Source organism: Klebsiella sp. WP8-S18-ESBL-06 (genome assembly GCF_014169755.1).
GTDB classification, from domain to species: domain Bacteria; phylum Pseudomonadota; class Gammaproteobacteria; order Enterobacterales; family Enterobacteriaceae; genus Kluyvera; species Kluyvera ascorbata_B.
Map to the genome: position 1 here is coordinate 1 of NZ_AP022256.1, position 13,262 is coordinate 13,262.

Sequence of the window (13,262 nt, forward strand, 5' to 3'; positions counted from 1 at the left end):
CGTCACCCGCTTGCATCGGGTCTTTTCGACGTGTGCCAAAAATCACGAATTTTTAATCTTATACACAGCATCGTTCGGGCTGCATTTGCGCAGCGGCTGAATGAATCCCCGCCAGCATTCTGTTTTTCTGGTGGCAGGATCGTCAGAGGGTCGCCTACAGGCTTGCCTGAGGATGATGTGTATCGACTTTTTTCGAGTGGAGTCCGCCGTGTCACTTTCGCTTTGGCAGCAATGTCTTGCCCGATTGCAGGATGAGTTACCAGCCACAGAATTCAGCATGTGGATCCGCCCGTTGCAGGCGGAACTGAGCGATAACACGCTGGCCCTGTATGCGCCAAATCGTTTTGTGCTTGATTGGGTGAGAGATAAATACCTCAATAACATCAACGGCCTGTTGAATGATTTCTGCGGTGCGGATGCCCCGCAGCTGCGTTTTGAGGTGGGCACCAAGCCGGTAACCCAAACGCTAAGAGAAACGGCGAACGTCAGCGCCCCGGCGCAAACGGCACAGGTGCACGCCCCGCGCGTTGCGCCAGCCCCGCGCGCCGGCTGGGACAACGTTCCGGCACCCGCTGAGCCTTCTTACCGATCCAACGTCAACGTTAAACATACCTTTGACAACTTCGTCGAAGGTAAATCGAACCAGCTTGCCCGCGCAGCGGCACGCCAGGTGGCGGATAACCCAGGCGGTGCCTACAACCCGCTGTTCCTGTACGGCGGTACGGGTTTAGGTAAAACGCACCTGCTGCACGCGGTGGGTAACGGCATTATCGCCCGCAAACCGAACGCCAAAGTGGTGTATATGCACTCCGAGCGCTTTGTCCAGGACATGGTAAAAGCCCTGCAAAACAATGCGATCGAAGAGTTTAAACGCTATTACCGTTCCGTTGATGCGCTGCTGATCGATGACATCCAATTCTTTGCCAATAAAGAGCGTTCGCAGGAAGAGTTTTTCCACACCTTCAACGCCCTGCTGGAAGGTAATCAACAGATTATCCTCACCTCGGATCGCTATCCGAAAGAGATCAACGGCGTTGAAGATCGTCTGAAATCCCGCTTTGGCTGGGGTCTGACGGTCGCCATCGAGCCGCCTGAGCTTGAGACCCGCGTCGCTATCCTGATGAAAAAAGCTGACGAAAACGACATTCGTCTGCCCGGTGAGGTGGCGTTCTTTATCGCCAAGCGTCTACGCTCTAACGTGCGTGAGCTGGAAGGCGCACTGAACCGCGTTATCGCCAACGCCAACTTTACCGGCCGGGCGATCACCATCGATTTCGTGCGTGAAGCGCTGCGCGATCTGCTGGCGTTGCAGGAAAAGCTGGTCACCATCGACAATATTCAGAAGACGGTGGCGGAGTATTACAAGATTAAAGTGGCGGATCTGCTCTCCAAGCGACGCTCTCGCTCGGTAGCACGTCCGCGTCAGATGGCGATGGCGTTGGCGAAAGAGCTCACCAACCACAGTCTGCCGGAGATTGGCGATGCGTTTGGTGGCCGTGACCATACCACCGTGCTGCACGCCTGCCGTAAGATTGAGCAGCTGCGTGAAGAAAGCCACGATATCAAAGAAGATTTTTCCAATTTAATCAGAACACTGTCGTCGTGATCCTATGAAATTTACCGTAGAACGTGAACATTTATTAAAACCGTTACAACAGGTGAGTGGCCCGTTAGGCGGGCGTCCGACATTGCCGATTCTGGGTAACCTGCTGCTGCAGGTGGCGGACGGCACGCTGTCGCTGACCGGTACCGATTTGGAAATGGAAATGGTAGCGCGCGTGGCGCTGCTGCAGGCGCATGAACCGGGCGCGACTACCGTCCCGGCGCGTAAATTCTTCGACATCTGCCGTGGCCTGCCGGAAGGCGCGGAAATCGCCGTACAGCTGGAAGGTGACCGCATGCTGGTGCGCTCCGGCCGTAGCCGTTTCTCGCTGTCTACGCTGCCTGCCGCCGATTTCCCGAATCTCGACGACTGGCAGAGTGACGTCGAGTTCACGCTGCCGCAGGCGACGATGAAACGTCTGATTGAAGCCACCCAGTTCTCGATGGCGCATCAGGACGTCCGTTATTACTTAAACGGCATGCTGTTTGAAACCGAAGGTGAAGAGCTGCGTACCGTCGCGACCGACGGTCACCGCCTGGCGGTGTGCTCAATGCCGGTTGGGCAGTCGCTGCCGAGCCATTCGGTGATCGTACCGCGTAAAGGCGTGATTGAACTGATGCGTATGCTCGACGGCGGCGATACGCCGCTGCGCGTGCAGATCGGCAGTAACAATATCCGCGCACACGTTGGCGACTTTATCTTTACTTCCAAGCTGGTTGATGGTCGTTTCCCGGATTATCGCCGCGTATTGCCGAAGAACCCGGATAAACATCTGGAAGCCGGCTGCGATATTCTCAAGCAGGCGTTTGCTCGCGCGGCGATTCTCTCCAACGAGAAATTCCGCGGCGTGCGTCTGTACGTCAGCGAAAACCAGCTGAAAATTACCGCGAATAACCCGGAACAGGAAGAAGCGGAAGAGATCCTCGACGTGACCTACGGCGGTACGGAGATGGAAATCGGCTTTAACGTGAGCTATGTGCTGGATGTGCTGAACGCGCTGAAGTGCGAAAACGTCCGTATTCTGCTGACCGACTCCGTCTCCAGCGTACAAATTGAAGATGCGGCGTCTCAGAGTGCTGCCTATGTTGTTATGCCAATGAGACTGTAATGTCGCTCTCCCGTCTGTTGATCCGCGATTTTCGCAATATCGAAAACGCGGATCTTGCCTTATCCCCCGGCTTTAACTTCCTGGTTGGTGCCAACGGCAGCGGCAAAACCAGCGTGCTGGAGGCCATCTATACGCTCGGTCACGGCCGGGCGTTTCGCAGCTTGCAGATTGGGCGCGTCATTCGCCATGAGCAGGACGCTTTCGTGCTGCACGGCCGTTTACAGGGCGCCGAGCGTGAAACGTCCATCGGTTTGACCAAAGACAAACTGGGCGACAGCAAAGTGCGTATTGACGGCACCGACGGCCATAAGGTTGCCGAGCTGGCGCTGCTGATGCCGATGCAGCTGATTACGCCCGAGGGGTTTACTTTACTCAACGGCGGCCCCAAATACAGAAGAGCATTCCTTGATTGGGGATGCTTCCACAATGAAGCCGGATTCTTCACCGCCTGGAGTAATCTCAAGCGTTTGCTCAAGCAGCGCAACGCCGCGCTACGCCAGGTGAGCCGCTACGCGCAGCTGCGGCCGTGGGATCAGGAACTTATCCCGCTAGCCGAGCAAATCAGCCGCTGGCGGGCGGAATACAGTACCGGTATCGCTGAGGATATGGCTGATACCTGTAAACAATTTCTCCCGGAATTCTCTCTCACCTTCTCCTTCCAGCGCGGCTGGGAGAAAGAAACCGATTATGCAGAGGTGCTGGAGAGAAATTTCGAGCGCGACCGTATGCTGACCTACACGGCACACGGCCCGCACAAGGCGGACTTCCGCATTCGCGCCGACGGCGCGCCGGTGGAAGACACCTTATCGCGCGGGCAGCTAAAGCTGCTGATGTGCGCGTTACGCCTGGCGCAGGGTGAGTTTCTGACCCGCGAAAGCGGTAGACGCTGCCTGTACCTGATAGATGATTTTGCCTCGGAGCTTGATGACGCGCGGCGCGGCCTGCTGGCCAGTCGTTTAAAAGCCACGCAGTCACAGGTTTTCGTCAGCGCGATTAGCGCTGAACACGTTCTGGACATGTCCGATGAAAATTCGAAGATGTTTACCGTGGAAAAGGGTAAAATAACGGATTAACCCAAGATTAAATGAGCGAGAAACGTTGATGTCGAATTCTTATGACTCCTCCAGTATCAAAGTCCTGAAAGGGCTGGATGCGGTGCGTAAGCGCCCGGGTATGTATATCGGCGACACGGATGACGGCACCGGTCTGCACCACATGGTATTTGAGGTTGTGGATAACGCTATCGACGAAGCGCTCGCTGGTTACTGCAAAGATATCGTTGTCACCATCCACAGCGACAACTCCGTCTCCGTACAGGATGATGGCCGCGGCATCCCAACCGGTATTCACCCGGAAGAGGGCGTCTCTGCGGCGGAAGTTATCATGACCGTCCTGCACGCCGGCGGTAAATTCGATGATAACTCCTATAAAGTGTCCGGCGGTCTGCACGGCGTAGGCGTCTCCGTAGTTAACGCCCTGTCGCAGAAACTGGAGCTGGTTATCCAGCGCGATAACAAAATTCATCGTCAGATCTACGCTCACGGCGTGCCGCAGGCGCCGCTGGCCGTCACCGGTGATACCGACAAAACCGGGACGATGGTGCGTTTCTGGCCGAGCTATGAAACCTTCACCAACGTCACTGAATTTGAATACGACATTCTGGCAAAACGTCTGCGCGAGCTGTCATTCCTGAACTCCGGCGTCTCTATCCGCCTGAAAGACAAGCGCGACGGCAAAGAAGACCATTTCCACTACGAAGGCGGCATCAAGGCGTTTGTTGAGTATCTCAACAAGAACAAAACGCCGATCCACCCGAATATCTTCTACTTCTCCACCGAAAAAGACGGTATCGGCGTTGAAGTGGCGCTGCAGTGGAACGATGGCTTCCAGGAAAACATCTACTGCTTCACCAACAACATTCCGCAGCGCGATGGCGGTACCCACCTGGCGGGCTTCCGTGCGGCGATGACCCGTACCCTGAACGCCTACATGGACAAAGAAGGCTACAGCAAAAAAGCCAAAGTCAGTGCCACCGGTGACGATGCCCGTGAAGGTCTGATTGCTGTAGTGTCCGTGAAGGTGCCGGATCCGAAATTCTCCTCCCAGACCAAAGACAAGCTGGTCTCTTCTGAGGTGAAATCAGCGGTTGAACAGCAGATGAACGAACTGCTGGCCGAGTACCTGCTGGAAAACCCGTCCGACGCGAAAATCGTCGTCGGCAAGATTATCGACGCGGCGCGTGCGCGTGAAGCGGCACGTAAAGCCCGTGAAATGACCCGCCGTAAAGGCGCGCTGGACTTAGCAGGCCTGCCGGGCAAACTGGCCGACTGCCAGGAACGCGACCCGGCGCTGTCCGAACTGTACCTGGTGGAAGGGGACTCCGCGGGCGGCTCTGCGAAGCAGGGGCGTAACCGTAAGAACCAGGCGATTCTGCCGCTGAAGGGTAAAATCCTCAACGTTGAGAAAGCGCGCTTCGACAAGATGCTCTCTTCTCAGGAAGTCGCAACGCTGATTACCGCGCTGGGCTGCGGCATTGGTCGTGACGAGTACAACCCGGACAAATTGCGTTATCACAGCATCATCATCATGACCGATGCGGACGTCGACGGCTCGCACATCCGTACGCTGCTGTTGACCTTCTTCTACCGTCAGATGCCGGAAATCGTTGAACGTGGCCATGTCTATATTGCTCAGCCGCCGCTGTACAAAGTGAAAAAAGGCAAGCAGGAACAGTACATTAAAGACGACGAAGCGATGGACCAGTATCAGATCTCCATCGCCCTCGACGGCGCGACCCTGCACACCAACGCCAGTGCTCCGGCCCTGGCTGGCGAACCGCTGGAACGCCTGGTGGCCGAGTTCAACGGCACGCAGAAAATGATTAACCGCATGGAGCGTCGCTTCCCGAAAGCGCTGCTGAAAGAACTCATCTATCAGCCAACGTTGGTGGAAGCGGACCTGTCCGACGAGCAGAAAGTCACTCGCTGGGTGAACGCGCTGGTGACCGAGCTGAACGAAAAAGAGCAGCACGGCAGCCAGTGGAAGTTTGATATTCAGCACAATGCTGAACAACAGCATTTCGAGCCGATTATTCGCGTGCGTACCCACGGCGTGGATACCGACTATGTGCTGGACAGCGAGTTCGTTAATGGTGGCGAATACCGTCGTATCTTCACGCTGGGCGAGAAGCTGCGTGGCCTGGTGGAAGAAGACGCGTTCATCGAACGTGGCGAACGCCGTCAGCCGGTGACCAGCTTCGAGCAGGCGCTGGATTGGCTGGTGAAAGAGTCTCGTCGTGGCCTCGCGATTCAGCGTTATAAAGGTCTGGGCGAGATGAACCCGGATCAGCTGTGGGAAACCACCATGGACCCGGATAGCCGCCGCATGCTGCGCGTGACCGTGAAGGATGCGATTGCTGCCGACCAGCTGTTCACCACGCTGATGGGCGACGCCGTTGAACCGCGTCGTGCGTTTATCGAAGAGAACGCCCTGAAAGCGGCGAACATCGATATCTAATCCTGTAGGCCGGATAAGGCGTTTACGCCGCCATCCGGCAATGTGCCGCATTGAGCCTGATGGCGCTACGCTTATCAGGCCTACAGATCAAAAACGCCTGAATTTTTTCAGGCGTTTTTTTATGCCTGCTCCGCACGAACTATACTTCTCTACGTCTTCTCTTAACCGTCATTCCGAGGTGGAAAAATGGGGCTTTTTGATGATGTAGTCGGCTCGCTGCTTAGCGGTGATGCGGGGAAATATCAAGCAATCCTGAGTTGGGTAAATGAGCAGGGCGGCATTCAGGCGCTACTGGAGAAGCTGCAAAGCGGCGGGCTCAGTGACATTGTGTCATCCTGGATCAGTAACCAACAAAGTAACCAATCCATTAGCAGCGACCAGGTCGTCTCGGCGCTGGGCGCACCTGCGGTGTCGGATCTGGGGGAAAAGCTCGGGACCGATGCCAGCTCCGCTTCAACGATGCTGGCGGAATATTTGCCGAAAATTGTTGATGCACTTTCACCACAGGGTGAAGTTGACCCACAGGCGCACAGCGACCTGCTGTCGGCCGGTATGAACCTGCTGAAGGGCGGCAAACTCTTTGGTTGAGCAGCTAACAAAAGGGGAGCATGCATAACGCGTTGTATCCCCCTTTTCGGCACCCTTTAGTGCTGTTTTTTGAGCTAAACCGAGTTAGCATGAGGACAGGCTCATTTAACCTGGGGATCTCATGGCTATTAAACTGATTGCAATCGACATGGACGGAACGTTGCTGTTGCCGGACCACACTATCTCTCCTGCGGTGAAAAACGCCCTCGCGGCGGCACGCGCAAAAGGGGTTAACGTGGTGCTGACCACCGGGCGTCCCTATGCCGGCGTGCACAGCTATCTGAAAGAGCTGGGCATGAACGAGCCGGGAGATTACTGCATTACCTATAACGGCGCGCTGGTGCAGAAAGCGGGCGACGGCAGTACGGTGGCGCAAACGGCGCTGAAGTATGAAGACTACCGCTTCCTGGAAGAACTTTCTCGCAAGGTCGGCTCCCACTTCCACGCGCTGGATCGCAACACGCTTTATACCGCTAACCGTGATATCAGCTACTACACCGTGCATGAATCCTTTGTCGCCACGATTCCGCTGGTGTTCTGCGAAGCCGAGAAGATGGACCCCTCGATTGAGTTCCTGAAGGTGATGATGATCGACGAACCGGCCATCCTCGACAAAGCGATTGCCCGTATTCCGGCGGAAGTGAAAGAAAAATACACGGTGCTGAAAAGCTCACCATACTTCCTCGAAATCCTCGATAAGCGCGTTAACAAAGGCACCGGCGTGAAGTCGCTGGCCGACGTGTTGGGCATCAAGCCAGAAGAAATTATGGCCATTGGCGACCAGGAGAACGACATCGCGATGATTGAGTTCGCCGGCGTCGGCGTGGCGATGGATAACGCTATTCCGGCGGTGAAAGAAGCGGCAAACTTTATCACCAAATCCAATCTGGAAGACGGCGTCGCCTGGGCGATAGAGAAATACGTGCTTAGCTAAGACTGCCCTCTTTAGCACTTCCGCTAAAGGCTTGTGGGATAAGCCTTTAGCGTGGTAAAACCAGGCGGTATCTTTCTATCCGGACACCGCCATGAAACAAGTCACCTTTGCGCCGCACCATCATCAGTTAACCAACACCCGTACGTGGACGCCAGACAGCCAGTGGCTGGTCTACGATGTGCGCCCGTCCGGAGCCTCGTTTACTGGTGAAACCATCGAGCGCGTGAACGTCCATAGCGGCGAGGTCGAGGTGATTTATCGGGCGAGTGCAGGCGCCCATGTTGGTGTCGTGACGGTACACCCCCGCGATGAACAATACGTCTTCATCCACGGCCCGGAAAACCCGGACGCCAACTGGCAATATGACTTCCACCATCGCCGCGGCGTGGTGGCGGCGCGCGGTGATACCCACAATCTCGATGCCATGGACATTACCGCGCCCTTCACGCCCGGCGCGCTGCGCGGCGGTAGTCACGTTCACGTCTATAGCCCCTGCGGGCAGTTCGTCAGCTTTACCTATAACGACCACGTGATGCACGAATACGATCCGGTACGTGATCAGCGCAACGTCGGCGTGGCCGTACCTTACGGCCCGGTCGCACCGCGCGGCCAGCACCCGCGCGAATACGGCGGTAGCCACTGGTGCGTGCTGGTCAGCCAGACCACCGTTGATCCACGGCCCGGTAGCGATGAGATTAACCGCGCCTATGAAGAGGGCTGGGTGGGCTCACGAGCGCTGGCGTTTATTGGTGATACCGTCTCGCAAACCGGTGACAAAGTGCCGGAACTGTTCCTGGTTGAACTGCCGCACGACGAGCGTGGCTGGAAACAGGCCGGCGACAGACCATTGCAGGGCACGGCAACCACGCTTCCCGCGCCGCCTGCGGGCGTACGCCAACGGCGTTTAACCTTTACCCATCAGCGTGCGTTTCCCGGGTTGGTGAACGTGCCGCGCCACTGGGTACGCAGTAACCCACAGGGCACGCAAATTGCCTTCCTGATGCGTGATGATAAAGGCATCGTGCAGCTGTGGCTGATATCGCCGCAAGGCGGAGCACCGCTGCAGCTCACGCACAACGCCTCAGATATTCAGTCGGCCTTTAACTGGCACCCATCTGGAAACGGACTCGGTGTGGTCCTGGACGGGCGTATCGCCTGGTGTGACGCCACGAGCGGTGACATGACTTTTTTAACCACAGGACACGCGAACCCGCCGTCAGCGGATGCGGTGGTCTTTTCGCCCGATGGGCGATGGATTGCCTGGATGGAAGATACGGCTGGCTTCCGCCAGCTGTGGGTCACCGAGATCGGCGACTAAGTTATTGAGCGGGCATCGGGGCCGGTGGGATCACCGAATTGGTGGCCAGCGTCTCTTGCTCGCTTTTTTCAACCCGTGAACGGACCGAGCTGTCCTTACGGAAGAAGTCCCACGGAAGCAGCACGGTATCCATGACCGCCGTAAACGGCATATCCAGGGCAACCAGCGATTTGGTGGCCCAGCCGTTTTCACCGTCGCTCAGCATTTCTGCGCTGGCGCGCGTACCGGGATAGGTACCGTCTTTGCCGCCGGTGTGCGACATGACGCTGGAACATCCTACTGACAAGAGGATCCCCCCAACCAGCGTCGTTTTAATCAGCAGATTTTTCATCATGAGCTCTTCATTGTTATGAGCATAAAAAAGCTCGTCCTCCGGGTTATAGCCACCCGTTGCCAAAATAGAAAGCCCAGGCTCACCGCTCTGTGGCGGCTGTCGCAATTTAGCCTTTCGTGCTATCACCCAGTGTAAGCCTTATCGTGGAAAGTGCAAAAAAAGTCGGCCAGAAGGTCTTGAAAAAGATCTTTCCCCCCTCATTTTATAGGTGTAGCCGAAGAGAACATGCCTGCGGGGTGTTCTGGCTTCATGGCCTGTCCACGATGGAAGGTCGATAATTTCTCGCTGATTTCCAGGAGCTATTTGATTATGCGTAACTTTGACTTATCCCCGTTATACCGTTCTGCCATTGGTTTTGACCGTCTGTTCAACTTGTTAGAAAACAATCAAACACAAAGCAACGGTGGCTATCCTCCGTACAACGTTGAGCTGGTTGATGAAAACCATTATCGCATCGCGATTGCCGTGGCGGGTTTTGCGGAAAGCGAGCTGGAAATTACCGCGCAGGACAACATGCTGGTGGTAAAAGGCGCGCATGCTGCGGAACAGAAAGAACGTACCTATCTCTACCAGGGCATTGCCGAGCGCAACTTTGAACGCAAATTCCAGTTAGCGGAAAACATCCACGTTCGTGGCGCCAACCTGGTTAACGGCCTGCTGTATATCGAACTGGAACGCGTGATTCCGGAAGCGAATAAACCGCGCCGTATCGAAATTAATTAATTCTACCGGGCCGCGCCTGCGGCCCCGTTAATCACCCGGCTTGCCGTCAGGGAGCCAGATGCGAATCCTCAGGATTTGCAGGTACTTACTCGCTTCTTAGAAGGAGAAACACAATGCGTAACTACGATTTATCCCCTCTGCTGCGTCAATGGATCGGCTTTGACAAACTGGCGAACGCGCTGCAAACCAGCAGTGAAGGCCAGAGCTTCCCGCCGTATAACATCGAAAAAAGTGACGATAACCACTACCGCATTACGCTGGCGCTGGCGGGGTTCCGTCAGGAAGATCTGGACGTGCAGCTGGAAGGCACCCGCCTGACCGTGAAGGGCACGCCGCAGCCGCAGGAGAAAGAGACCAAATGGCTGCACCAGGGGCTGGTGACCCAGGCCTTTAGCCTGAGCTTTACGCTGGCCGAAAATATGGAAGTCTCCGGAGCAACCTTCACTAACGGCCTGCTGCATATTGATTTAACCCGCAATGAGCCGGAAGCCATTGCCCCACAGCGTATCGCAATTAGCGAGCGCCCTGCGCTGAATAGCTAACTCGATTTGCCCAATTAGCCCCGAGTCATCGGGGCTTTTTTTTATCCCGTTTCCCCGCGGCAATCCGCCTATTATTGTGCGCAGTCCTGCATACAACCCGCCCTCCTTCGGCCATAATCCTCATTGTTATTAATGTTATTCACAGGGAATAAGACGATGAGTGATATAGCATTGACGGTCAGCGTGTTGGCGCTGGTGGCGGTAGTCGGGCTGTGGATCGGCAATATCAAGATTCGCGGCATTGGTTTTGGTATCGGCGGGGTGCTGTTCGGCGGCATTATCGTCGGTCACTTTGTCGATCAGGCAGGGATTACCCTGAGCAGCCCGATGCTGCATTTCATTCAGGAGTTTGGCCTGATCCTGTTCGTTTATACCATTGGTATTCAGGTCGGGCCGGGCTTTTTTGCTTCGCTGCGCGTTTCGGGGCTACGGCTGAACCTGTTCGCTATTCTGATCGTTATCCTCGGCGGTCTGGTGACCACGCTGCTGCATAAAATCTTTGCCATTCCGCTACCGGTGGTGCTTGGTATCTTCTCCGGTGCCGTCACTAACACCCCTGCGCTGGGTGCTGGTCAGCAAATACTGCGCGATCTCGGCGAACCGTTCAGCGTTGTGGACCAGATGGGCATGAGCTACGCGATGGCTTATCCGTTTGGGATTTGTGGCATTTTGCTGACCATGTGGCTGGTGCGCCTGTTTTTCCGTATTAACGTTGAGAAAGAGGCCCAGCGGTTTGATGAGCAGGCCGGCTCCGGCCATTCGCACCTCAAGACCATCAACATTCGCGTGGAAAACCCGAACCTGAACCGCATGGCGATTCAGGATGTCCCGGTGATTAACAGCGATAAAATTATCTGCTCGCGCCTCAAACGCGGTGACACGCTGATGGTACCGTCGCCGACCACGGTGATTGAAACCGGCGATTTGCTGCATCTGGTGGGGGAAGCCGCCGATTTGCACAATGCGCAGTTAGTGATTGGTAAAGAGGTAGAAACGTCGCTCTCCACGCGTGGGACGGACCTGAAAGTTGAAAGGGTTGTCGTCACCAATGAGAAGGTGTTAGGAAAGAAAATCCGCGATTTGCACTATAAACAGCGCTATGACGTGGTGATCTCTCGTCTTAACCGCGCGGGGGTAGAGCTGGTGGCCAGCAGCAATGCCAGCCTGCAGTTCGGCGATATTCTCAATCTGGTTGGCCGCCCGGCGGCGATTGACGCGGTGGCGTCGGACCTCGGTAACGCACAGCAAAAATTGCAGCAGGTGCAAATGCTGCCGGTCTTTATCGGTATTGGTCTGGGCGTGCTGCTGGGCTCGGTCCCGCTGTTTATCCCGGGATTCCCGGTTGCGCTGAAGCTGGGTCTGGCGGGCGGGCCGCTTATCATGGCGCTGATCCTCGGGCGTATTGGCAGCATCGGTAAGCTGTACTGGTTTATGCCGCCCAGCGCTAACCTGGCACTGCGCGAGCTGGGGATCGTGCTGTTTCTGTCGGTGGTGGGGCTGAAGTCTGGCGGTGATTTTGTCGAGACGCTGGTTAACGGCGAGGGGCTCAGCTGGATTGGCTACGGCATCTTTATTACCGGGATTCCGCTGCTGACGGTGGGGATTCTGGCGCGAATTTTCGCCGGGATGAACTATCTGACGCTGTGCGGCATGCTGGCTGGCTCTATGACCGATCCGCCAGCGTTGGCCTTTGCCAACAACCTGCATGCCACCAGCGGCGCGGCGGCGTTGTCCTACGCGACGGTTTATCCGCTGGTGATGTTCCTGCGTATTATCACGCCGCAGCTGCTGGCTGTGCTCTTCTGGGGGATGGGCTAGGATGTCTGGACGCGCCTCAGGTGATAATCCACCTGGTATTCACTGGCGTTACGGAACATCACCGAGTAGTTAAGAAATTCGCCGCTGTCGCTGTAAGACAAGGAGGTAATACGCAGCAGCGGCGTTTGTTCCGGTACGTTCATCGACTGCGCCAGCTGCTTGTCTGCCAGCACCGGCGTCAGGCTTTCATAGTTACCGCTGATGGTTATACCGCACTCTTTTTCGATGTAATCGAATTTTGACCCTTCAAGGTGGACCAGCGACAGGTTGCGAAACAGTTTGACTGGCATATAGCTGTCTTCCAGCATCAACGGCTTACCGTCGACATAGCGCACGCGCCGGGAAAAATAGATCCGCTCATTAATCTGAATACGCAGCTGGCTGGCAATCGCGGGCGGCGCTGGCATCATTTCGAAGATTAATACTTTACTGACCACCTCTTTTCCCTGCTTGCGCAGCACTTCAGCCAGGCCGGTCAGGTTGGTTGTTTCATGATGAATATCTTTGTGGGCAACGTAGGTGCCGCTGCCGTGTCGCCGCACGACCAGCCCCCATTCAACCAGCAGGTCGATGGCTTTGCGGATGGTCATCCGCGCCACGCCAAACTCATCTGCCAGCTTTTTCTCCCCCGGCAGCGGGCTACCGATGTTGAAATCGGAAGAGTTGAGCCGCAGACGCAGCCTTTCTGCAATAGATTTATAGATCACAAGTAGACCTCTATCGTCCGCATCTGGATGAATATTGAACCAGCGTTTCTTATTAAAAAGTAGCTTATTAC

12 protein-coding genes and 1 other annotated feature are annotated in these 13,262 nt (G+C 55.8%); of the genes, 10 read left to right on the forward strand and 2 right to left on the reverse strand.

Features of this window, described 5'->3' with window-relative positions; genetic code table 11:
- Window positions 1-208 precede the first annotated feature (208 nt).
- From dnaA to H7R76_RS00035, 7 genes are all read left to right on the forward strand, one after another.
- On the forward strand, window positions 209-1,606 hold the full coding sequence (gene dnaA / locus H7R76_RS00005) for a chromosomal replication initiator protein DnaA (protein ID WP_163447642.1): 1,398 nt from the start codon (window positions 209-211) through the stop codon (window positions 1,604-1,606).
- Window positions 1,607-1,610: 4 nt separating this feature from the next.
- Window positions 1,611-2,711 (forward strand): DNA polymerase III subunit beta, encoded by a 1,101-nt coding sequence (gene dnaN, locus H7R76_RS00010; RefSeq protein ID WP_106930165.1) that lies wholly within the window; start codon window positions 1,611-1,613, stop codon window positions 2,709-2,711.
- The gene (gene recF / locus H7R76_RS00015; RefSeq protein WP_106930167.1) at window positions 2,711-3,784 is read left to right on the forward strand and encodes a DNA replication/repair protein RecF; all 1,074 of its coding nucleotides are present in this window, start codon (window positions 2,711-2,713) and stop codon (window positions 3,782-3,784) included. The genes dnaN and recF overlap by 1 nt, the downstream gene beginning before the upstream one ends.
- A 28-nt stretch (window positions 3,785-3,812) precedes the next feature.
- Window positions 3,813-6,227, forward strand: a complete 2,415-nt coding sequence (gene gyrB / locus H7R76_RS00020; RefSeq protein ID WP_106930169.1) for a DNA topoisomerase (ATP-hydrolyzing) subunit B — start codon at window positions 3,813-3,815, stop codon at window positions 6,225-6,227.
- Window positions 6,228-6,413: 186 nt separating this feature from the next.
- Window positions 6,414-6,815: a YidB family protein gene (locus H7R76_RS00025; RefSeq protein WP_106930175.1), complete on the forward strand. Its 402-nt coding sequence runs from the start codon at window positions 6,414-6,416 to the stop codon at window positions 6,813-6,815.
- Between the two features lie 121 nt (window positions 6,816-6,936).
- Window positions 6,937-7,749 carry a sugar-phosphatase gene (gene yidA / locus H7R76_RS00030; protein WP_106930177.1) on the forward strand — a complete coding sequence of 271 codons (813 nt, stop codon included), beginning with the start codon at window positions 6,937-6,939 and terminating at the stop codon, window positions 7,747-7,749.
- A gap of 91 nt (window positions 7,750-7,840) precedes the next feature.
- A complete protein-coding gene (locus H7R76_RS00035; protein ID WP_182966636.1) occupies window positions 7,841-9,067 on the forward strand; it encodes a YidR family protein in 1,227 nt (408 codons plus the stop codon).
- A gap of 1 nt (window position 9,068) precedes the next feature.
- Here H7R76_RS00035 and H7R76_RS00040 read toward each other — a convergent pair whose 3' ends face one another.
- Window positions 9,069-9,401, reverse strand: coding sequence for a YceK/YidQ family lipoprotein (locus H7R76_RS00040; RefSeq protein WP_181358042.1), 333 nt, complete (start codon window positions 9,399-9,401; stop codon window positions 9,069-9,071).
- A gap of 240 nt (window positions 9,402-9,641) precedes the next feature.
- Window positions 9,642-9,717 (forward strand) — a sequence feature (ROSE (Repression Of Heat Shock gene Expression) occurs in the 5'-region of heat shock genes and acts as an RNA thermometer to modulate expression.).
- Here H7R76_RS00040 and ibpA point away from each other — a divergent pair.
- The 3 genes from ibpA (at window position 9,711) to H7R76_RS00055 (ending at window position 12,484) form a co-directional block, all read left to right on the forward strand.
- Window positions 9,711-10,124 (forward strand): small heat shock chaperone IbpA, encoded by a 414-nt coding sequence (gene ibpA / locus H7R76_RS00045; protein ID WP_015343937.1) that lies wholly within the window; start codon window positions 9,711-9,713, stop codon window positions 10,122-10,124. It overlaps the preceding feature by 7 nt.
- A 113-nt stretch (window positions 10,125-10,237) precedes the next feature.
- The gene (gene ibpB / locus H7R76_RS00050; RefSeq protein WP_106930181.1) at window positions 10,238-10,666 is read left to right on the forward strand and encodes a small heat shock chaperone IbpB; all 429 of its coding nucleotides are present in this window, start codon (window positions 10,238-10,240) and stop codon (window positions 10,664-10,666) included.
- Window positions 10,667-10,822: 156 nt separating this feature from the next.
- Window positions 10,823-12,484, forward strand: a complete 1,662-nt coding sequence (locus H7R76_RS00055; RefSeq protein WP_106930183.1) for a putative transporter — start codon at window positions 10,823-10,825, stop codon at window positions 12,482-12,484.
- Here the strand turns inward: H7R76_RS00055 and H7R76_RS00060 are convergent.
- On the reverse strand, window positions 12,481-13,191 hold the full coding sequence (locus H7R76_RS00060) for a GntR family transcriptional regulator (RefSeq protein WP_106930186.1): 711 nt from the start codon (window positions 13,189-13,191) through the stop codon (window positions 12,481-12,483). The two genes, H7R76_RS00055 and H7R76_RS00060, sit on opposite strands and share 4 nt — an antisense overlap.
- Between the last annotated feature and the right edge of the window lie 71 nt (window positions 13,192-13,262).